The organism is Bacillus sp. KNSH39 (genome assembly GCF_052656585.1).
The window spans coordinates 1,719,742-1,740,010 of record NZ_JBQXYO010000001.1 but is presented as its reverse complement, the minus strand read 5'-3'; the positions used below and the strand labels follow the sequence as shown (position 1 = coordinate 1,740,010).

Sequence of the window (20,269 nt, the reverse complement as noted above, 5' to 3'; positions counted from 1 at the left end):
TAATTTATTGATAGATTGATATAGAGCCTCGTATCAAATTCTGCTTTTAATATACTAGAAGAAAAACGGTTGGAAATGGGGTAGCACTTATAGGGATAGTATAGAGAAAGGTTACTAGCTGGCTTCAAAGCAACTGTTGCAAAGGGAGAGGAGATTCAATATAATAGTGTTGCATTACATGAGAAATATGTTATAGCACAAATCTAGCTAAAAATGTTTATACAAATACATTTAACATTGATGGGGGAATTATGATCAAAAGTTTTTATCTTTTAAAGCCTAAAATGTTTACGGCAGATATATATTATAAAGTTTTTATTACAGGTGGCTGTATATATTTTATAAAGATTGGTGGACAGTTTCATAGCCGACATGCTTATAAAAAACAATTACCTGGTATTTCAGAGCTATTGTTTTTGTTTTGGTTCAAAAAAATTGAGAAAAAACAATTAAACTTAGAAACTGAAATAGATGCAAAAATACATACTGGCGATGTACATGAACTCTTGCAATTAAAGAATAACTTTTCAATTGAAATAAATATAATTGAAGAGGTACTATTAAATAAACGAGGAACGTTTCATACAGGTTTTAATGATAATGGAACGATTTCCTTCATGTTAAAAAATGGTCAAAAAATAAAGTTCATCATCCCGGAAGAAACTTTATTTTCATCTATAGAAGAAATTTTCGACCAATATGAACAGACAATCTTTGTAAGGGAAGTGTTTTAATACATTCTCCAAAAGATGTGGGTGTATTAGTTAAACGCTCAATTAAAATTGTAACCTGCTTATAAAATTTTCGATAGGTGTATTTTAGGTAATTGTTTTTTCAATCTTTTCTAATAACGAAAAGATAATTGGTATAGTAGTGTAAATAATGTACTGTAATGAAAAAGCTTCCACTACTGTGGAAGCTTTTCTAAATGATGTGCAATATCAATATACATATTTGAGTAAGTCGAATGTATTTCATTACTTGGCGTTGCGTTAGAAGAGAAATGAACGATTACCATATTTGCTTTCGGATCGATGTAAAGTGTTTGTCCGTAACTACCTAACACTTCGAAAGCACCTTGTTCATTGTGCGGAATCCACCATTGATTATGATAAGAAATGGAAGCTCCAGGGCCAATTGCAAGTTCACCTTCTTGGACATTTTTTACACTTTCTGTAATAGAAGAAGGGAGAATGTGTTTTCCGTTATATTCCCCATTGTTTAATAGTAATTGTCCGAATCTCGCCATATCTCTAGCAGTTGCATTTAATCCAGCACTAGCTTGTTCTACTTTTGTTTCATCTGTAACGTAATACGCGTTTTCTTCCATACCAATTTGAGACCAAATTCGTTCGCTTACATTTTCAGCTAGTGATTTACCAGTAATAGTTCTAATAATCCAAGCGAGCGTTTCTGTTGATCCGTTATTGTAAGAAAAGGAAGAACCAGGCGGTGCAGTTTCTTCGGCTTCCCGTAACATATCATAAATTTTCATCGGACCGTCGTAATTTTTGCCGCGGGGTAAAATATTGCTAGCTAAATATAATTGTGCATCTTGATTTTCTAGCCCAGGTTGCTCATATCCATGAGTAGGATATTCAGCTGAAACTTGCATGTCCATTAATTGCTGAAGTGTGGCATTACCGAACGGTGTGTTTTTTAATTCTTTTATGTAAGTGTCAGCTGTTTTCTCTAAATCGATACGATTCTCTTCAGCGAGAGATTGTATAATTGCCCCGGTAAAGACTTTTGCTAATGATGCCATACCATGAGGTTCATTCTGTTTATACCCATTGAAATATCGTTCGTAAACAAGTTGTCCATTATGTACAACGACAAAAGCATCTGTTTTGTTATCATCTAAAAGTTTTTTTAGAGGAGTTGTATTTCCGAATCTACGCTCCACAGCAAAATCGTCTAAGTTTTGCAATGCGGAAGGGAAGTGAGCAATTTGGTCAGGATTGTTTTTTACGTCATTAACTAAAGTGAATTCTTTCATGTGTGTGTACGACCAACGTAAGTAAGGGTCATTTAACCAGTTTTCTTTTGTCACATTATGTTTTGATGGGGTCGTTTTATTTTGTTTGAAGTAAGTAAACCCAAGCCCTGTAATTACAAATATGAATGTTAGTATAAGTAAGAGTAGGGGAGATTTTTTTAGTTTCATATATGGCCCTCCTTTTTATTTCTACTATAAGTATACGCTCGTCTTGAAAGAAATACAAAATAAGGAAAGTAAACGGGGAAGTTTACTTTCCTTATTAACGTTAAGCGGAAATTTTTCCGTCTGTAGGTTGTTTCTTGAATTTTTGTTTTCGTCCGTGTAATCCATAATATAAAAGTAAAGTGAACGCAACGATAATAGCTGCGATAAAATACATATTATGATAACTGGATTTCGCTGCGACAATACCTAAAATGAAAGAACCAAAACCAATACCACTATCAAAGAATGAGAAATACGTAGCTGTCGCAGAACCACGTCTATGGTTTGGAGCGGCAGAAATCGCAATCGTTTGGAAACTCGGAATTAATGTCCCGTAACCTAAACCGATTAGCATACCTGCGCCAAGGAACCAAAATGAAGTTTGTGCTTGGCTTAATATGAACATTCCGATTGTGAAAATAATGATAGCAGGGTAAACGAGTACATTTTCACCGAAGCGATCAAAAATCTTTCCTGTAAATGGACGAGAAATGACAACAACAAGTGCGTATAAAATAAAGAAGTAACTTGCAATTTCACTTAAACCGAGTTCTTTCGCATAAATAGGAATAAAGGATAAAATACCACTATAAGAAAAGGCTAAAACAAATCCTGTAAGTGCAATCGGAATAGAAGATGGTTCGATTAAGTCTTTCCATTTCATTTTTTCACGTTTTTGTTTGCTAACAGGTGCTTCGTGCGGAATATCTACAAGTAGTCCTAATAAAAATGCAAGTAATGAAAATACGGAACAAACGATAAATAATACAGTAAACGAAAAATGAGAAATAATTGTTAAACCTAAAAAAGGACCAATTACCATCGGCAGACTCATAAATACGCCGAAATATGCAAGCGCTTCGCCTCGTCGATGAGCTGGCGCAACATCAGTTACAATCGTACCAGTAGCTGTCGTTGCCATCCCGAACCCAATACCGTGCAAGAAGCGAAGGGCAAGTAATAAGAATAAACTTTGCGCACCGAAATACATAACAGTAGCGGCTAAAAATAATGAAAGTGAAATAAATAATATTTTCTTTCTTCCTAAATCATCGAGCCATTTTCCTGTGAATGGTCTACATAAAACAGAAGAAATAAGAAACACAGTTGCAACTAAACCAATTTCCTCAGGTTTTCCTTTTAGGCCGTCTATGACATAGACAGGCAGAGTAGTCATAAGCATGTAAAATGTTAAGAAAAGAAATAGACTACTAAAACAAGTTCCGAGGAAATCCTTCGTCCAAAGTTTCTCACTTTGCATCGTCATCCCTCCAATTTAATCTAAATTTTTAATAATTTGTTGTAACACTTGAAATGCTTGATGTAAATCATCTTCATTAATATCTTCTAGCGTTTTTTCTTCGAAAGTATCAACTTCTTCTTGCCATACTGGAATCATCTTTATCGCTGTTTCGGATAAAGAAATGAGCTTCTCGCGGCGATCTTTACCTTCTGTACGAATAATCCATCCCATCGTTTCCATACGTGTTAACGTACGAGTCATCGTTGGTGATTCAACATTTAAATACTGGCACAATTCTGTTTGCGTACAAGAACCAGTTTGATTAATGCGGAAAATAACAGCCCATTGCGCACTAAATAACCCTGTTGGAGATACACGTTCATTAAATTTCTTCGTAAACTTTCGAGAAGTCTGGCTGACGATGTGAAAAAAATGTTGTTTTTCGTCCATGTATGTTGATCCTTTCAAATTAGTTACCTAGCTAACTATATACTTTTTTATAATAATTGTCTAGTAATAGACATGTTGATTTATGTAAAAAATTCTTATAGGTTTTATGTTGCGAACGTATATTCTACGTGCTATTCTTTAATTAAGTAAAGAATTTTCTTTCTATTAAATAGAATGGGGGAACTTGTGATGATTAAGCCTGCAACAATGGAGTTTGTTTCACTATCGAACGGAGAAACGATTGCATATCAGGAAGTTGGAAGGCGAAATACAGATATTCTTGTACTCATTCACGGGAACATGACATCGTCACAACATTGGGATTTAGTTATTGAAAAGTTGCAAGATCAATACCATATTTACGCTCTTGATTTAAGAGGGTTTGGACAATCAACGTATAATCAGTCGATAGATTCATTACAAGACTTTGCAGACGATGTAAAATTATTTATTGACGAGTTAAAGCTAGAGAAATTTTCATTAATGGGCTGGTCAATGGGTGGTGGCGTTGCGATGCAATTTACAGCGAATCACCCAACTTTTGTAGAAAAGTTAATTTTAGTAGAATCAGTAGGAATGAAAGGATACCCAATCTTTAAAAAAGATACGAATGGGCAGCCGATTGTATCAAGTTTAGTAAAGACGAAAGAAGAAATTGCGCAAGATCCAGTACAAATCGCTCCAGTATTAGATGCGATAAAAAATATGAACAAACTATATTACCGTACAGTATGGAATTTATTAATATATACACATAATCAACCTGAACCGGACCGTTATGAAAAGTATTTAGATGATATGTTAACGCAACGTAATTTCGTAGATGTGAATTATGCGCTCATTACATTTAATATTTCAGATGAACATAATGGGGTTGTAGAGGGAAGTAAACAAATTCATCGTATTAAAGCGCCAACACTCGTCATACAAGGTGATAGAGATTATGTCGTACCGCAAGTAGTCGGTGAGGAATTAGCGAAACATTTGCCAAATGCAGAGTTGAAGGTATTAGAAGATTGCGGACACTCGCCGTTTATTGATTGTTTAGATGTATTTATAAAACATGTAGAGGATTGGTTAGAACAGAAATAATCCCCGAAATGAGAAGTGTTGCATATACTATAACATTTGTATGTATAAGGGGAGATTATCAATGCATAAACCATCCTTAATCGCTTATTCGCCATATAATCATCATATCTATACAAAAATAATGATAGATCCGATGTATATGCAAGTTTCACCAGCTGTAGTTCCTTTACAAATGCAGCAGCCACTAACAGCTCATATGCAACATTACTTATATGGACCTTCATTTTATGAAAATCCATATTTTAAACACTTTCATTACAATGTGAAAGCGCAAGTTTGGGAAGGATAAGATAACAAGCTAAAAGGTTCATTCTTTTAGCTTGTTTTTTATTGCGAATATTCGTACACGCATTTGAAGAAACAGTTTATAATGAAAAGTGGAAGCGTGAGAAGGAGAGGGACAGAGGATGTCAATGCGTTTTACTTTTTGGATTATGGTTGGGATTGTAGCAATCTCGGGTTTGTCACAAGGAATGCTCTTACCGGCCATTGCAATGATTTTTGAACAAGAAGGGGTTAGTTCAAGTATTAATGGTATTCATGCGACGGCATTGTACATTGGGATATTAGTTATTTCGCCGTTTCTTGAAAAACCGATGCAAAGGTTTGGAATGAAGCCGATTATTGTTATAGGTGGGTTTCTCGTTATTATTTCATTATTCTTTTTTACACAAACATTTTCATTTTGGGTATGGTTTATCCTTAGATTTCTAGTTGGAGTTGGAGATCATATGCTTCATGTCGGAACACAAACATGGATCACGACAACATCAGACCCAAGTAAAATAGGGAGACAAGTATCGATATACGGTGTATTCTTCGGAATTGGTTTTGCCGTTGGTCCGTATTTAGCAAGCACTGTGCAGTACGGTCTTGCAACACCATTTATTATATCTACTATACTTTGTTTAATAGGTTGGCTTTTACTACTTCCAACAAAAAATGCATTCCCAGCGCAAGATGAAAGAGAAGTGAAGAGTGAATCATCATTTTCTCGTTATAAACAAGTTGTTGGATTAGGATGGATTGCACTGCTGGGACCACTTGCATATGGCGTACTGGAAGCAATGTTAAACAGTAACTTACCAGTATACGCGCTTCGAAAAGGATGGTCTGTTTCAGAAGTATCCTTCTTATTACCAGCATTTGCAGTTGGGGGTATTATTACACAAATTCCGCTCGGTATATTAAGTGACAAATACGGAAGGGATCGTATTTTAACGTGGACGTTCTGCATAAGTACGGGCATTTTCTTGCTTGCAGCCGTATTTGATCAATATTATTGGATCGTCTTTGCCTGCATGTTGTTAGCGGGTATGGTCATTGGATCGTGCTTCTCGTTAGGACTTGGATTTATGACAGATTTATTACCGAGACACTTATTGCCAGCAGGTAATATATTATCTGGAATTGCCTTTAGTTTAGGAAGTATTATGGGACCTGTATTAGGCGGCGTATTTATAGAAAAAATACAGTATACAAGCTTTTTTATTGCGGTTATGATTATAATGGGAATTCTCGCAATGTTATATATGGTCTACATGAAAAATCAATTCGCATCAAGAAAAATAGAAAGTAGGTTAGGGCATGACAAAACAACCTAATAAAAAGAAATTTGAAGTACTTGAAAATGAAACAATTACAGACTGCTTAGCACGTATGGAACAAGAAGGCTACGCTCCGTCTCGTCGTATGGAAGAGCCAATCTTTCATGAAGTAAAGAAAGACGGCAAAACAGTAGTTGAGCCGTGCGGTAGGAAGATTGTTTTTGAAGGGAAATTGAAGTAATCCAATAACAAATTCTCTTTATAGTATAGAGCCATCCAATAGTTGGGTGGCTTGTTTTTTTATTAATCAATGAAGGAATTGAATAGAATGAATCTCTCGTTCATTTCTCCTAATTGGCTTCTTTATATGGGGCAAAAGATTGCTACTTTTTTCGTATATTGGTAAAATAAGTTCTTGGGTCTTACTTATTGTTATCGGTATAATGTTTGTCGCTTGAATGAAAGAAATTAGTTGCAAAAATTTCGTACTATGTAAAGGGGTATAGCAACGATCCCTTTTTTTGGAGGCACCTTAAACATAAAGCGAGAGAAGAGGCTATATGAACGATTCTCCTATCTTGTTTAAATATTAAACGAGTTACTGCAATTGGAACAGGTATATCAAACTAGTCGACATCCTGATGGATTATGTTTTTCTAGCAATCTATTACTTCTGATGGAATCGATAGATTGCTAGAAAGCGGAAAATAATTATTAGTATATTCCGAAGCAGGTGTAACAGAGTGTCCTTCCATAATTAAGGGTAAAACCAAAATACGTTGTTGTAAAGAATGATTTGTTAGAACTAGTTATAAGGAATAAAACAGAAAAGAGGATCACATGTTAGATACTTTACAGAGAAGTAAAAAGTTTTTTTTAGTATGTCTTATTTTTTTAGTGCTTTTAACCGCTTGTGGTAATACTGATGTTAAGACATCTAAAGCTTCATTACCACCGGCTGAATCCAATATAGATACATCATTAAAAGCACCAAATTGGGTAGATAAAAGTCCTATCCAACAGTCTCCTAATTTTACTGAAGATAAAAAAGTACAATCGGTTGTGAATTTAATAGCAACGGGTGATAATTTATATCATGACGCAGTAATTAAAGATGGCAAACAAAAAGACGGTTCATATGATTATAATTATATTTATGAAAATATCAAAAAAGCTGTTAAATCAAGTGATCTTGCTATCGTGAACCAGGAGACTCCGATTGCCGGAAATAATTTAAAAGTACAAGGATATCCGACTTTCAATACACCTGAAGAAGTAGGCCAATCTTTAGTGGACACTGGATTCAATATAGTGACGCAAGCGACAAATCACGCTATGGATATGGGTATTAAAGGTGTCGCGAATACAAGAGAATACTGGAAGAAATATCCGGATGTTATCCCGGTAGGTATTAATGAGAGTCAAAACGAGCGTAATGAAATAAAAACGATTACAAAAAATGGTATTCGTTTTGCGTTACTCAATTATACATATGGTACGAATGGAATTAAAATTCCAGCTGATAAGTCTTGGGCTTTAAATTTAATTGATAAAAAAGCGATACAAAATGATGTGGAAAAGGCGAAGAGTAGCTCTGATATGGTGATTGTTATGGTGCATTGGGGAGTAGAATATACCTCAACACCTTCAAAGCAACAAAAAGAAGTTGCTCAATATTTAACAGATTTAGGTGTAGATGTAGTAATTGGAAATCATCCACATGTAATTCAACCAATTGAGTGGAAACAAAATAAAGATGGACATGAAACGCTAATCTATTATTCTCTTGGAAATCTTATTTCTGCGCAAGAAAAATTAGAAACATTAGTTGGAGGATTATCTTATGTACAATTTGTTAAGTATGAAGATAAAACTTTTGGTATACGACAAGCGGCAATCGTACCGACAGTAACCGACTATGCCGATGGTAAGAAACAATTTAAAATTCAATTTTTAAAAGATTATTCGGATGAAAATTCTAAAAAACATGGAATTAAAAAATTTGTCGGCCCCGTTTCTTTGAAGGATTTCAAGGAGATTCCTAGAGACGTGTTGGGAAATTGGTATAAAGACTAATAAACAAAAAGGGAATGAGATACAATTAAAAAATTTATAATTTTAGCATTGGTATTAGCAATGGGATGGAGTCTGGCTGCTTGTAGTGGAAAGCAAACATCTCAGGCAACTACTAATAATAACGATAAAAATAAAAATGAAATACATGCGAAGAAAAAAGATGTTTTACCTATCTCTGATGTTAATGATTGGAGAATTATCCTTGTAAATAGAGAGCATATGTTATCAAAGGAACTAGGAATTGAATTAACAAGTATCACTCAAAATGCGAAGCCAAATATGAAAATAGATAGTAGAATTGCAACTTCCTATCAGGATATGGTAGCAGCTGCAAAAAAAGAGGGAATCAATCTTTATTTAAGATCAGGTTATCGAGCTATAAAATTACAACAAACGTATTATGATGCTTCAGTTAAAAGCTATAAATCTCAAGGTTTGTCGGATAAAGAGGCTAGTGCTAAGGCATTGGAATATCTTCAGTATCCTGGTGCAAGTGAACATCATACTGGATTAGCGTTAGACATTATTTCAGTTGAATGGCAAAATACTGTAGAAGATTTAAATGCAAAATTTGAAACTACCGATGCATTCAAATGGTTAGATAAGAATGCTGCAGAATATGGGTTTACTCTCCGCTATCCAAAAGATAAAGAGAATATTACTGGCATTAAGTATGAGCCATGGCACTATCGTTATGTAGGGAAAGAAGTTGCTGTTTATCTAAAAGAAAAAGGGTTAACTTTAGAAGAATATAACGAAAAAATTAAATCTGGTAAGTAAAAATATGCTTTAATTTTATTAAACATTATGCACTGCTACAGGAAAAGGTGAATCTGAGGATGTGTTAACCTTCCGCCTAGTATTGTAAAAACTGAGTATGATAATTTGAGCACGGATGAACCAGTTATCGTGTAAAAAGATGTATGTATTAAGAAATTAAAGTTAAGGATCTGATATTCATATCAGATCCTTTTTCTATTGTTCTTTTAAGCACGACTGAGCCAAAATATTGGAATGAATATAGAAACAAAACAGCCCAAGGAATAGTAAAACGAGTCCGGGAGCCTACTCGTACGCTTCATTGGGATTATCCAGAAATAGTTGTTGATGAAATAAGAAAGAACTGGTCTTACTCTCAAGCGAGGATTTAATACGAATGAATTGGATAAAAGGTAATAATAAAAAACACTGCGCCTGGCAGTGTTTTTTATTATTTCTGCACATAAATACATAGTCATATTGATTAAAGTTTCACTTTATTGAAGAAAAATGCGAAAGCCATTCATAAAATATGGAAATGTTAAAATCCCTTTGATAAAATAGCAATATGTAAAAATAATTATTTGTTAATTCTTAATGTAATGAATATTCATGTTTAAATATACGAATTTAACTACATAGTTATTGTGCTAAAGGGGGAGAAAGATGTTAGATGAATTGTACAATGCTTTTTTAAATGCGTCTGGTTTTACAGAAAGTGCGAGGAAACGAGATCGGTATGATGATTTACATGATTATTTAAAAGATAAAGAAAGAGAGTTAAAGCAATTCATTCAAGAGGCTGAATCAGCGAAGAGAGATTATGAGAGTAAAAGTAATGGCTTAGAAGCTAATAAAATTCCGGCAGTTGAATTTGAACAAAAACGTCATGAAAAGGATGAAGACTTAAATACAGTATTATCCTATTTTAAAAGTGCATTAAGCGATATTGGATCTGCAAAAAGTACAGCTTATGCAAAGTATTTGGAATATAAAGCGAAAGCAGAATCGGAGAAAGCGTCAGCATACGCCGCAGCGACCAAGGCTTTTGAAGAAAAGAAAAAGGAATTTGAAAACTTTATCCATTAAGCATACAAAGAATGGAGGGAACCAACATGAGTGGTAAAGAGGTTGAAATTATAGGAAGTAACACTGCAAGTGCCATTTCTTACGCACAAAACATTGAAAATGGTATGAAGGATTCTTTAAACCAAGCGAAAGACTTAAAAGCATATGTCACAGGTGCGAAATGGAATGGAAAAACGAGAGATGCATTTTTAAGTTATCTTGATTTGATCATTCAATATAATTCAGAAATGGTAGAGGCATTTGAAGGACATACGAAAGCTTTGAAAGAGTTAGATAAAAGCATTCAAACGTACGGAGATAAATCGGAAGTAAGGGCGATAAAACAACTGTGATGGAGAAACGAGGGATAAAAGAATGGGGAAAGAAATGAGTTTTGCACCTGCTGAATTATATGTTCTCGCAGGTGCAGCTGGGGTTACCGATATATTTGGATTGCCAAACCGTGACGCAATTATTTTACTTGATGCAGAATGTGTCACGAAAGCAACTACGAGTTTAAAAGAAAAAGGCCTACTTACAAGTGAAAATGGAATTACCCCTGCAGCTTTTCAAATAATTGAACTATTAAAGGAATATGAAAATTGTCATGAATACACGAGAATGAATAATGTATTAATTGGCTTTTTAAAAGAGGATAAAGATCGAGTGGCTGTATTAACGGAAATAGAGCCAAATAAAAAATACGAGATCGACTACATACCAAAGCCAGACGTATATTTTTCATTATTAACACGCATCCCTTTCTTATTGAGAGAACCGAGGGAAATAGAAGATACATTTTTCTCAAAGAGAATGACAGAAGAAGAACAACAAACATTTGAGGAAAAAGATTTATCAAATAAAGACGTTATAGCGATAGAAACGTATACGAGGCCTCGTAGTAATAGAGGAGGAAAATGGGAATGTTTCTTATATTTCACTGAAGGAGAAGATTACGTTCAAATTGATGTAGAACGTAATCGATATGACTGGGTGAGCCTCTATGCGGTTAATAAGAAATTGTATGACGTGTTAAAAATGCCGTATAAAAAGTTAATTGACCCGAGACAATTCTCGTTAGGAGGTATTGAATAATGCAAGTATCAATGGGAGATAGTGGTTCTGGTGGTGGAGAAGAAGTATTAGTTAATTTTCAAGAACTACTTGATATAGTAATGAAGTTAGAAAATATATATAAAATCCATGTAGACGTCATTGGAACGAATATTGAGAGTTTATTAAGCTGTAATTTTTATCAAAAAGGTGAAGCGATGAGAGTAATTGAAAAATATCCTGATATATTACACAAAACACTTGAATTGTCTGAACACTATTTGAGGTCGGCGAAAGTTGTAGGAAATGTATGTGTAGAAATGCTTGAAAAGGACGAACAATTACGTGAAATATTAAGTAAGTTGTAGAAATCACCATACGGCTGGGGGATGAAAACGAAATGGATGTGAAATATAGACCTGAACCATGGCAAAACATGGGGGATGGTATGAATCGAATTACAAAAGATGCACTCATGAAATTACGGGAAGCAAATGAATCATTAAAAAGAATTGATGGAAGAATACGAGATTTAGACTCGGATGGTAGTATACATTTTAATCCTAAAGATCAATCGCAAAAAATCGGGGAATTACTTGATAGTTATACGACATTACAAAAATATTGCGGAGAAGCAGGGCGATTGGTGTCTGAACATATAGATAAACCTTTTTTAGTAGAAATGGATAAATTCGCTCAAAAAATGAGAGATACATCTATTCTCAGTTTTGAAACAAATAACCGAATTGGCTCCACAACAACGACAGTATTACCAGGTGCGCATGCAGGCTACGGAAGTGTACCACAAACAATACAGAAGAAGAAAGATAAAATAACAGTAGAAGATATTTTTAGAGATTCACCTGCATTTGATAACGTACTTAGGGCAGAATACAAAGAACTAAAAAAACAAAATCCAGATGCAAAATTAAATTATGAAGAATACAAGAAAGTAGTCCCATCCACACGAGGATTTGAATACAAATCGATAGAAGATGAACAGAAAAAACTAGAAATGGTGCGAGACATAGGAATAGGCGTAGGAATCATCATCACAACAATCCTTTGCCCACCACTCGGGGCCGCTGCCGCGGTAGTATACGGAGGTGTACAAATAAAAAGCGGTATCGACGGAGAAGACTGGGGAACACACCGGAAATTGAGCCAAGAAGAGCGGGTAGGAAACATCATTTTTGGCGGATTAGACGCAATCCCAGTTGTTGGAGCAGTAGGAAAAGGAGTAAAAGCATTCAAAGGCACGAGTGAATTAGCTGATTTAGCGAAATTATTAAAATTCAAAGAAGGAATGCCTGGTTTTAATCCAAATTTGGGTGGAAATGTGGTACAATCGCTTAAGGAAAATAAGAATTTAAAAAATGCACTAGATGCTATGAAAAATACTCCTATTCCAGTAGCTGTTAGGATGGTGGATACTGGAATAGGAATGAGGCTTCCTTATATAGAATCTTCAACTGTTGGAGAAGTAGCTGGAAAGTTTTCAAAGGCAAGTACGGCAGCTAAGGATGACGCTTATCAACTTGCTAAGGGTACGGGTAATAGTAAAATCCAATTAGGTAAAGAAGATTTGGATGCTTTACGGAAAAAGTGGAATGTTCCAGAGACTAATACAATAGCAGTTGGTAAAACAGATGTAAAAGGCCTTAGGGATTTGGCTTTTGAAGGAGGGTCTCCAGAAGTTAGAAAAGAAGCTGGACTGCCTTCATTGGATACAATCTTACCAAATAGGGAGATTAGGGCTCCATATGACCATTTAAAAAATCCTAAGTTAGCACAGTTTACAAGACATGCTGAAGAAGGAGTTTTAAATGAGTTTGATTATGCTATAAAAAAAGCAGGAATCGAACCAACGGAAGTAACGGGTACACTTAGAATTCATCAATCTAACCCAAGAGGTGTATGTAATAAGTGTAGCAAAGGATTACTGAAACCACATCCTATTGAAAAGAGTGGTATATTTTATCAAGCTAGCAAAAAATATCCTAACTTAACAATAGAAGTAACATCGGAGATTGATGGCAGTGTTAAAACTAATGGATTGTTATCTTTTGTTTTAAAAGATGGAAAGATCATTGAATAATTTAAGGAGGAAATTATGGGTAATATATTAATCGAGAATTTACAAAAAGAAGTTAAAGTAGGCTTTGTTTTAGCAGTTGCTGAAAGAGTATTTTCTATAATCAGCAAGGATGATGAAAGATATCCGGATGGAAGGGAAGCCTTGGACAAATGTTGGTTATGGATTGAATCTCATGCTGTTACTGGGGATGAATTATATGAGCTTATTGATAACGCAGACTTTACAGGAATTTCAGAATTTGCAGAGGAAGAAGAAGATTTGAATATTGCTAGGATCTGGTCACTATTAGTTGATGCTGTCGCTTATACTTCTTGGGAAGCCTATAAAAATGAAAAAGTAAAATATTTACCACAGTCATTAGAAAGTATTACTACCGATAGTATTACAATTTTCTTAAATAGTGCAGTGGAAACCAGCTTTATTACTGTAGAGGAAATCAAAGAAATGGAAACAGTTATTAATAATTACTCGAGTACAAATACTGAAATTCCAACAAAAAGAGAAGATTTTATAAATATATTTTAAGTAAGTAATAAATTTGGGGATTTTTTATAATATTTAGCTCTTGGTTTGTTTATAAAGAATAATTAAGCTAGTTTGCATATATTAGACATATAGAGCATTGCTATTTGTAATAAATTGATATAGGTTTCTTAATATTTTTTTGTTAAACTGCACTTAAAGTTTAAAAAAACACTTGATTGTGAAGTGAACCCAAAAAGTTAGACAAATATTATAAGCATCTAGTGAGGAATGAATCTTGTATTGTGTAGGATTCATTCCTTTTAATTTTGTCTTAGCAAGTGTCAAAGTTCCTGTTTACAGAACAAATGATAACGGAACTCTCGAACGTGTTGGAACTAACGTAGAAGGCTGGGTACATGGGCACTGCATTGATAGTAATCAGAAGATACAAGATGAGATTGATAGTGTTAGAGCTTCGCTTGCGGAGATACGGGGAAGTGGTGGTACTAAGGGTACGGGTAACGCTGTTCATAGATCTGAAATTGACGAAGTAATTAAAAATAATTACGATAAAGACGGGAACTTGATTAATAGATCAATTGTTCCTAAGGGATATGATAGTGTTGAAGATTTCTTAAAACAAGTAGATGATACTACCATCAAAGAATTTGGGTATGATAGTGTTGAAGAGTTTAAAGAAGTGGTAGGTTATGTTGATGAATATTTGAATGCCTCACCTAAAAATAATATTTTAAATAAATCATTAGCGGGAGGTACACATGTGAAAGGTGTAGACTACGATGTACTAGGATTTCCTATTTTTAAAGGAGATGCTGTTAAGTTTCAAACAAAGTTGGATAAAGGGATGTTTATAGCATCTGATGATAAACAGTTTAAGTTCTGTACAAAGGCATTAAAAGAAGCAATAGAGAAGGGAGATATACCAAAGGAAATCTTTACAGAGAAACAGCTCCGGGATATTTATAATGAGGAAGCTAGAATAAAAGGATTGACTTGGCATCATCATCAAGTACCTGGTAAAATGCAGTTAGTAGTGTCTAAAACGCATAAAGTTAACCATTTAGGTGGAAATGCATTATGGGGGGATGGAATCAGATGAGTAAGGTACAATGGAGATCACCAGATGAACCTATTATACGAGAAGATGTAAAGAATGTTGAACAGGAATTGAACATTAATTTTCCTTTAGATTATATAGAATGTGTGATGAAGAATAATGGAGCGCATGTTAGTCCAGAGGTGTTTGAAGTTGAAGGGAAAAGAAAGGTTTTTGGAACGTTATTAAGTTACGATATGGATGATGATGAAAATATTATAGAAGTATTTGATGATTACAAGGATACACTACCGGCAGAATTAGTTCCTTTTGCTTTTGACCCAGCGGGAAATTTAATATGTTTTGACTATAAAAATGACAAAAATAACCCTGTTGTGGTATTTTGGGAACATGAAAATGCTGGTGAAAAAGAAATGTTGATGCGAGAAGAAGGATTAACAGAAGAACAAGTGGAAGAACGTGCAAGAGAAAATGTATTTTACATTGCAGATACATTTACTGATTTTTTAAGTAAATTACACGATTAAAAAATATAATGATGAATGAAAAATAAAGTTTATGTGAAGTGGATAGAAAAAATAATAGGGTGTTTGAAAATAGATACTCCATGATGGTTGTACCATCATGGAGTACTGTGTGCAATGATAGAATAGAAAACGAAGTACGAGATTAGGCGAGATGACATTTTACATGGCGATGAATATAAACACATGGAATGTACATTAAACTAACGAACTCGTAAAAACTCGTAAGTTTTAACGTAGTAGTTGTCATGGCATGTAAAAGGTGTCGTACTGTTAATACAAAACTTACAGATCTTATAAATCTTACAAATTTATGCTACTTAAAAACATATGAACTTAAAGCACTTAATTGTCTATTTGAGGCAACAAGTGCTTTTTTGTGTTTTAGAGTAGAAATAATGTGGTACAATCGCCTAGGGAAAATAAGACTTTAAAGAATGCACTAGATGCTATGAAAAATACTCCTATTCCAGTAGCGGTTAGGATGGTGGATACTGGAATAGGAGTGAAGCTTCCTTCAACTGTTGGAGAAGTAACTGGAAAGTTTTCAAAGGCAAGTACGGCAGCTAAGGATGACGCTTATCAACTTGCTAAGGGTAGTGGTGGTAGTAACGCAAACCCAAACAAAATTAAACTAACCCCGGAAAGAGAAAAATACTATCGAATAAAAATAGATGAAGCCAAAGCACGGGGGGATTACAAGGAAGCAGATAACATTAGGTATAATCGTCATTGTGAAGAAACAAAAGAGCCTTTAGAACGTAAAGAGTGGGATGTTAAGCGTGAAAATTTAAGGAAAAGTCAAGAGCGTGGAAGAGAAGAAGAAATAAAAGGAAGAAAAGCTTTGGGAGAACACCTAAATCGTACATTAGAGGACAATAACTCCGGCAAGGTTGTTACGTATACATCCAGTGAAGGGCATCTTACGCGTCCAGATAGTATAGGTCGTAATGCTAAGGATGAAATCGATTTAGTTCATGATCACAAACACAAAATAAGTGACAAAGAACACGTTATTCATAATGACAGTCAAATGCGAGCTGAAAGAGAGATGCTCGAAGATAAAAATGGAAGTCATATTGTGACAATATCAAGCGATAAACCCGATTTGAATGGGATTCCTCCTCATCCAAGACCAAGTGGGCCTTTGGGTAAGGATAGTGATGTTTACTACACTGATCCAAATAGCGGTAAAGTGACTCATAAATGGGAGAACAATACACGTTTACCTGGTGGAGGTAGGTGGAAAAAGCTGTGAATAAAAATTATTATGTGACTATATTTTTTAATATTAAGGGGGATATACATGAAACCAGATTTTTTCACAATTACAATGTATCCTACAGTATCTTTTAACGAAGAAGAATTATTAGGTCGTCTTTTGGATGTGTTTGAGTCAAATGAAAAATTTGCTCCTACTCATTGGGGCAACTGTGAAACGGTACGGGTAGAATATAACCGTCAGAAAATTCTGGAAAAAGCAGTTTCAGAGCGTATAGTATCAGAAGTTTACCTGTATCGTGATAAATCTGTGAACTACACAGGACGTTTTCAAGTTAACTGGAGCCATCGTTCATTTTTAGAGTTTGAGTTTCATAAATCAATACCTAAAAAATTATGGTCTGCTTTTTTTGAGTTATCTGATCAAATCGCAGAAGCTGCGAAACCAAGTTACGGAGTAACTCAAATTTTTTGGCCTTTATCATATCCGTGGAATACCGACCGTGAACGTTTACAGATGTGGATGGAAATATCTTCCCAGCCAATACCGGTTAGGTTTCTTCCTAACGGTCCCTTAGGGATAGGCGCTAGAACATACTTTAGTGGTCATATTTTAGAAATGTTTGATAAGGAATTATTACAAAATAGTCCAGCTGTGGTATCTGAGCTAGATTGGGGTGGGCTTTGTATTGATATTTTAAATAATCCATTAGGGAGTGATAGTGATACATTACTTGATAATTGGCTACAAGTAATGAAGTATTTGGAACCAGCACAAGTAATGGCTATACCAAGTTTTGATGAAGATCAAATGGGTGTAACTTATTCTCCAAATATTGCTTGGAAGGACTATCTGAAAAGCTAAATGAAAGGAGATCGTAATAATGAATGAGAATGGTAATGATAGAATAAGAGTCATGGAAATATTAAATAGATCTCAATACAATGATGAGGTTATAGATGGACTAGATATGAGTGATTTAGATCTTACTTTTTCAGATTTGTCAGAGGTGATGGCAGAGGGAATCATGGCAAAACAAGTCCATTTAAGAGCTTCTTCACTAATGAGAGCATCTTTTTTTGATTGTGATTTTGAGTTTGCTGATTTCAGGAGCTGTAATTTAGAGGAAATACATATTGCAGATTGTAGATTTGGTGAAGCTAATTTCTCTAAAGCCAATATGAAATATGCAAAGGTAAATATAAGTAGTTGTTTTGAAACATGTTTTGATGAAGTTGATTTTTCATATGGAGAATTAGTTGGAACGATATTAAATCATGCTACTTTTCGCCATGCAAATTTGGCAGGAATCAATGCGGAACAGGCTGATTGTACAGGAACAAATTTCAGCAACGCGAATCTTACAGAAGGTAACTTTGAAAAAGCATATTTAGAAGATGCTAATTTATCAGAAGTAGATGCTAGAAATACAGATTTTACAAACGCGGATTTAACAGGAGCGAACCTTTTAAATGGGAATTTCACGGATGCGAATTTTACCGGTGCCAAACTAGACAATGTAGTTTGGAAGGGAGCACAGGTAGAAGGAGCCAAGTTTGACGAAAATGTGAAGGAACAAATCTTAAAAATGATTTAAATATGATGGGAAGTATATACATTTGAGCACTCGAAAACCTATTATTGGTAGCGAGTGCTTTTTTCGTAGAGATATTAGAGATTACTAAATTAGTGAAAATCAATATAGATTATTTTTAAGGATTATTAGATAGATTAAGTCGGGAATATTATATAATTGAAAATACATTAGCAAAAGGTGTGGACTCCGTAACCCCATTCGTTAAAGGTGTAGAAATACTGCCAGATGGAAGTGTCGCTAGATCTGGAACGAACTATAGCGGGAAGTTCCAAGAAGCCCATGATGCCTCTAAGGCGAGTATTCAGAGTAGGATCTCGAATTTGGAGAGTAGTGGGGTTAAGGGTACGGGGGATAGAAGTAAGACAGCAAGTGAAGTTAATTTAAATAATATAGCTGATTTTATTAACGGAACTAAGAATTTTGATGATGTATTAGATGATTATGCTCGACATTATATTGAGGTAATAGATATTAAAAACTGGTCTTGGGCCAATAATATTAAAGGTGGGAACAAATTAACAAGTAATAAAAGGAAAATGATAAAACAAAGAGCTGAAGAATTAGGTCTTATCCCGAAAGTTGAAGTGAAAAAAGTAGAAGGTATGCGCTATGGATTTGCTGATTTTGAAGGACTGGGTCTAGTAGTACATAAAGATGAACTTCCAAAAGATTTATGGTTAAAAAGAGATGTGGAGCAATTTGACTGGTTGAATAACAGGCTTCCAGAGGATATAAGGGCTATGGTGGAAAATGGTTCTTATACGTGGCATCATACTGAAGTACCAGGGAAAATGCAACTAGTTCCTTACGGAATCCATGGTATTACTGTTCATAATGGTGGAAGGACTAAAGGAATGTGGGCAGATGCGCCAAGATAATAAAAAAGGAGTGTTTTGAATGGAAATTAAAAAAGAATCTATAATTTATCCGTTACCGTCTGATAGTTTAATATTAAAGAAAGAAGAATTTTGGAGAGTTCAACTACCGGTAGATTATAAGAATTTCATAAAAGTTAATAATGGTGGTTCCCCAGAAAAGAAATCTTTTGTGTGTAATAACCATAGCTATGCAGTTATTAGGTTTTTATGTATTCTTGAAGCCCCAGAAAATATTGAAATAGGTATGTTTGATATTGATGTAACATGGACCCAGCTAGATGAGAGACTTACAGATGATGGAGATTTACTGGGAGTAGCTTTATTACCAATTGCTGTATTATTTGCCGGTGATTTTTTATGTTTAGATTTTAGAGAATCAAGAAGTAACCCGAAAGTTTGTGTGTGGGATCATGAGAATTCTGCTGAACTTGAACCAGTAAGTCATCATGTTGCAGATACATTTGCTGAATTTATGGGTATGCTTCACTAATACATCTATCTAGACAAATCACATGATTAAAACTAGATAAAGGAACTCCAAAAAGATTTTTGAGTGATACAGAAAAACAATGAGAAGCTTGAAAATAATGACTCATGATGGTTGTACCATCATAGAGTATTATGTGCAATGATAGAATAGAAAATAAAGTACGAGCTTAGGCGAGATGACATTTTATCGGGCGATAAATATAAAGACATGGAATGTATATGAAACTAACGAACTCGTACAAACTCGTAAGTTTTAACATAGTATTTGTTATGAAGTATAAAAAGTGTCATATTGTTACTACAAAACTTATAAATTTATGCTGCTTAAAAACAAATGAACTTAAAGCGCTTGATTGTCTACGAAAGACAACAAGCGCTTTTTTATTAGATAGGCATGTTATAAATGTTTAAAAATTATTTTTAT

24 protein-coding genes are annotated in these 20,269 nt (G+C 34.5%); 21 read left to right on the top strand and 3 right to left on the bottom strand.

Annotated elements, in window-relative coordinates; translation table 11 throughout:
• The first annotated feature begins 251 nt into the window (after positions 1-251).
• Positions 252-734, top strand: a complete 483-nt coding sequence (locus ACUL40_RS08760) for a hypothetical protein (protein ID WP_079004648.1) — start codon at positions 252-254, stop codon at positions 732-734.
• A 173-nt stretch (positions 735-907) separates the two neighbouring features.
• Here the strand turns inward: ACUL40_RS08760 and ACUL40_RS08755 are convergent, their stop codons facing one another.
• The 3 genes from ACUL40_RS08755 to ACUL40_RS08745 all read right to left on the bottom strand — a co-directional run bounded on the left by ACUL40_RS08755 (position 908) and on the right by ACUL40_RS08745 (position 3,899).
• Positions 908-2,167, bottom strand: coding sequence for a serine hydrolase domain-containing protein (locus ACUL40_RS08755; protein WP_000768744.1), 1,260 nt, complete (start codon positions 2,165-2,167; stop codon positions 908-910).
• A 100-nt stretch (positions 2,168-2,267) separates the two neighbouring features.
• Positions 2,268-3,467, bottom strand: a complete 1,200-nt coding sequence (locus ACUL40_RS08750; protein ID WP_001190318.1) for an MFS transporter — start codon at positions 3,465-3,467, stop codon at positions 2,268-2,270.
• Between the two features lie 15 nt (positions 3,468-3,482).
• The gene (locus ACUL40_RS08745) at positions 3,483-3,899 is read right to left on the bottom strand and encodes a MarR family winged helix-turn-helix transcriptional regulator (protein ID WP_139372055.1); all 417 of its coding nucleotides are present in this window, start codon (positions 3,897-3,899) and stop codon (positions 3,483-3,485) included.
• Positions 3,900-4,088: 189 nt separating this feature from the next.
• On the opposite strand from ACUL40_RS08745, the gene phaZ reads away from it, so the two are divergent.
• From phaZ to ACUL40_RS08645, 20 genes are all read left to right on the top strand, one after another.
• Entirely contained in the window at positions 4,089-4,991 is a 903-nt protein-coding gene (gene phaZ, locus ACUL40_RS08740; RefSeq protein ID WP_000594877.1) for an intracellular short-chain-length polyhydroxyalkanoate depolymerase, read from the top strand.
• Positions 4,992-5,052: 61 nt separating this feature from the next.
• Positions 5,053-5,280 (top strand): hypothetical protein, encoded by a 228-nt coding sequence (locus ACUL40_RS08735; RefSeq protein WP_000549500.1) that lies wholly within the window; start codon positions 5,053-5,055, stop codon positions 5,278-5,280.
• Between the two features lie 118 nt (positions 5,281-5,398).
• Positions 5,399-6,595 carry an MFS transporter gene (locus ACUL40_RS08730; RefSeq protein ID WP_000062799.1) on the top strand — a complete coding sequence of 399 codons (1,197 nt, stop codon included), beginning with the start codon at positions 5,399-5,401 and terminating at the stop codon, positions 6,593-6,595.
• A complete protein-coding gene (locus tag ACUL40_RS08725; protein WP_000166303.1) occupies positions 6,579-6,779 on the top strand; it encodes an NETI motif-containing protein in 201 nt (66 codons plus the stop codon). The genes ACUL40_RS08730 and ACUL40_RS08725 overlap by 17 nt, the downstream gene beginning before the upstream one ends.
• A 599-nt stretch (positions 6,780-7,378) precedes the next feature.
• Complete coding sequence (locus ACUL40_RS08720) at positions 7,379-8,614, top strand: CapA family protein (protein WP_000887602.1); 1,236 nt, start codon at positions 7,379-7,381, stop codon at positions 8,612-8,614.
• A 48-nt stretch (positions 8,615-8,662) separates the two neighbouring features.
• Positions 8,663-9,394, top strand: coding sequence for a M15 family metallopeptidase (locus ACUL40_RS08715; RefSeq protein WP_000241986.1), 732 nt, complete (start codon positions 8,663-8,665; stop codon positions 9,392-9,394).
• A gap of 645 nt (positions 9,395-10,039) precedes the next feature.
• Entirely contained in the window at positions 10,040-10,462 is a 423-nt protein-coding gene (locus ACUL40_RS08710) for a hypothetical protein (RefSeq protein WP_000883457.1), read from the top strand.
• 26 nt (positions 10,463-10,488) lie between these two features.
• On the top strand, positions 10,489-10,794 hold the full coding sequence (locus ACUL40_RS08705) for a WXG100 family type VII secretion target (RefSeq protein WP_000014535.1): 306 nt from the start codon (positions 10,489-10,491) through the stop codon (positions 10,792-10,794).
• Between the two features lie 22 nt (positions 10,795-10,816).
• Positions 10,817-11,536 carry a DUF5081 family protein gene (locus tag ACUL40_RS08700; protein ID WP_079004650.1) on the top strand — a complete coding sequence of 240 codons (720 nt, stop codon included), beginning with the start codon at positions 10,817-10,819 and terminating at the stop codon, positions 11,534-11,536.
• Positions 11,536-11,862 (top strand): MFS transporter, encoded by a 327-nt coding sequence (locus ACUL40_RS08695; protein ID WP_079004651.1) that lies wholly within the window; start codon positions 11,536-11,538, stop codon positions 11,860-11,862. The genes ACUL40_RS08700 and ACUL40_RS08695 overlap by 1 nt, the downstream gene beginning before the upstream one ends.
• 32 nt (positions 11,863-11,894) lie before the next feature.
• A complete protein-coding gene (locus ACUL40_RS08690; protein ID WP_079004652.1) occupies positions 11,895-13,592 on the top strand; it encodes a hypothetical protein in 1,698 nt (565 codons plus the stop codon).
• 15 nt (positions 13,593-13,607) lie between these two features.
• A complete protein-coding gene (locus tag ACUL40_RS08685; protein WP_000526867.1) occupies positions 13,608-14,117 on the top strand; it encodes an Imm6 family immunity protein in 510 nt (169 codons plus the stop codon).
• A gap of 235 nt (positions 14,118-14,352) precedes the next feature.
• Complete coding sequence (locus ACUL40_RS08680; RefSeq protein ID WP_079004653.1) at positions 14,353-15,177, top strand: HNH endonuclease; 825 nt, start codon at positions 14,353-14,355, stop codon at positions 15,175-15,177.
• Positions 15,174-15,662 (top strand): SMI1/KNR4 family protein, encoded by a 489-nt coding sequence (locus ACUL40_RS08675; protein WP_000049179.1) that lies wholly within the window; start codon positions 15,174-15,176, stop codon positions 15,660-15,662. The genes ACUL40_RS08680 and ACUL40_RS08675 overlap by 4 nt, the downstream gene beginning before the upstream one ends.
• Positions 15,663-16,059: 397 nt before the next feature.
• Positions 16,060-16,917 carry an ADP-ribosyltransferase gene (locus ACUL40_RS08670; RefSeq protein ID WP_139372056.1) on the top strand — a complete coding sequence of 286 codons (858 nt, stop codon included), beginning with the start codon at positions 16,060-16,062 and terminating at the stop codon, positions 16,915-16,917.
• Positions 16,918-16,965: 48 nt separating this feature from the next.
• Entirely contained in the window at positions 16,966-17,745 is a 780-nt protein-coding gene (locus tag ACUL40_RS08665) for a hypothetical protein (protein ID WP_079004655.1), read from the top strand.
• Positions 17,746-17,764: 19 nt separating this feature from the next.
• Positions 17,765-18,478 (top strand): pentapeptide repeat-containing protein, encoded by a 714-nt coding sequence (locus tag ACUL40_RS08660; RefSeq protein WP_079004656.1) that lies wholly within the window; start codon positions 17,765-17,767, stop codon positions 18,476-18,478.
• A gap of 179 nt (positions 18,479-18,657) precedes the next feature.
• Complete coding sequence (locus ACUL40_RS08655) at positions 18,658-19,356, top strand: HNH endonuclease (RefSeq protein ID WP_074555386.1); 699 nt, start codon at positions 18,658-18,660, stop codon at positions 19,354-19,356.
• A 19-nt stretch (positions 19,357-19,375) separates the two neighbouring features.
• A complete protein-coding gene (locus ACUL40_RS08650; RefSeq protein ID WP_000403325.1) occupies positions 19,376-19,846 on the top strand; it encodes an SMI1/KNR4 family protein in 471 nt (156 codons plus the stop codon).
• 218 nt (positions 19,847-20,064) lie between these two features.
• Entirely contained in the window at positions 20,065-20,256 is a 192-nt protein-coding gene (locus ACUL40_RS08645) for a hypothetical protein (RefSeq protein ID WP_071743237.1), read from the top strand.
• Positions 20,257-20,269: the final 13 nt, after the last annotated feature.

What these genes read in the sequence shown, in the direction of transcription:
- ACUL40_RS08690 (WP_079004652.1), top strand. Translation starts at nt 11,895, where the DNA reads ATGGATGTGAAATATAGACCTGAACCATGGCAAAACATGGGGGATGGT.
- ACUL40_RS08660 (WP_079004656.1), top strand. Translation starts at nt 17,765, where the DNA reads ATGAATGAGAATGGTAATGATAGAATAAGAGTCATGGAAATATTAAAT.
- ACUL40_RS08700 (WP_079004650.1), top strand. Translation starts at nt 10,817, where the DNA reads ATGGGGAAAGAAATGAGTTTTGCACCTGCTGAATTATATGTTCTCGCA.
- ACUL40_RS08665 (WP_079004655.1), top strand. Translation starts at nt 16,966, where the DNA reads ATGAAACCAGATTTTTTCACAATTACAATGTATCCTACAGTATCTTTT.
- ACUL40_RS08675 (WP_000049179.1), top strand. Translation starts at nt 15,174, where the DNA reads ATGAGTAAGGTACAATGGAGATCACCAGATGAACCTATTATACGAGAA.
- ACUL40_RS08695 (WP_079004651.1), top strand. Translation starts at nt 11,536, where the DNA reads ATGCAAGTATCAATGGGAGATAGTGGTTCTGGTGGTGGAGAAGAAGTA.
- ACUL40_RS08720 (WP_000887602.1), top strand. Translation starts at nt 7,379, where the DNA reads ATGTTAGATACTTTACAGAGAAGTAAAAAGTTTTTTTTAGTATGTCTT.
- ACUL40_RS08760 (WP_079004648.1), top strand. Translation starts at nt 252, where the DNA reads ATGATCAAAAGTTTTTATCTTTTAAAGCCTAAAATGTTTACGGCAGAT.
- ACUL40_RS08645 (WP_071743237.1), top strand. Translation starts at nt 20,065, where the DNA reads ATGAAACTAACGAACTCGTACAAACTCGTAAGTTTTAACATAGTATTT.
- ACUL40_RS08685 (WP_000526867.1), top strand. Translation starts at nt 13,608, where the DNA reads ATGGGTAATATATTAATCGAGAATTTACAAAAAGAAGTTAAAGTAGGC.
- ACUL40_RS08730 (WP_000062799.1), top strand. Translation starts at nt 5,399, where the DNA reads ATGTCAATGCGTTTTACTTTTTGGATTATGGTTGGGATTGTAGCAATC.
- ACUL40_RS08705 (WP_000014535.1), top strand. Translation starts at nt 10,489, where the DNA reads ATGAGTGGTAAAGAGGTTGAAATTATAGGAAGTAACACTGCAAGTGCC.
- ACUL40_RS08755 (WP_000768744.1), bottom strand. Translation starts at nt 2,167, where the DNA reads ATGAAACTAAAAAAATCTCCCCTACTCTTACTTATACTAACATTCATA.
- ACUL40_RS08745 (WP_139372055.1), bottom strand. Translation starts at nt 3,899, where the DNA reads ATGGACGAAAAACAACATTTTTTTCACATCGTCAGCCAGACTTCTCGA.
- ACUL40_RS08725 (WP_000166303.1), top strand. Translation starts at nt 6,579, where the DNA reads ATGACAAAACAACCTAATAAAAAGAAATTTGAAGTACTTGAAAATGAA.
- phaZ (WP_000594877.1), top strand. Translation starts at nt 4,089, where the DNA reads ATGATTAAGCCTGCAACAATGGAGTTTGTTTCACTATCGAACGGAGAA.
- ACUL40_RS08750 (WP_001190318.1), bottom strand. Translation starts at nt 3,467, where the DNA reads ATGCAAAGTGAGAAACTTTGGACGAAGGATTTCCTCGGAACTTGTTTT.
- ACUL40_RS08710 (WP_000883457.1), top strand. Translation starts at nt 10,040, where the DNA reads ATGTTAGATGAATTGTACAATGCTTTTTTAAATGCGTCTGGTTTTACA.
- ACUL40_RS08735 (WP_000549500.1), top strand. Translation starts at nt 5,053, where the DNA reads ATGCATAAACCATCCTTAATCGCTTATTCGCCATATAATCATCATATC.
- ACUL40_RS08650 (WP_000403325.1), top strand. Translation starts at nt 19,376, where the DNA reads ATGGAAATTAAAAAAGAATCTATAATTTATCCGTTACCGTCTGATAGT.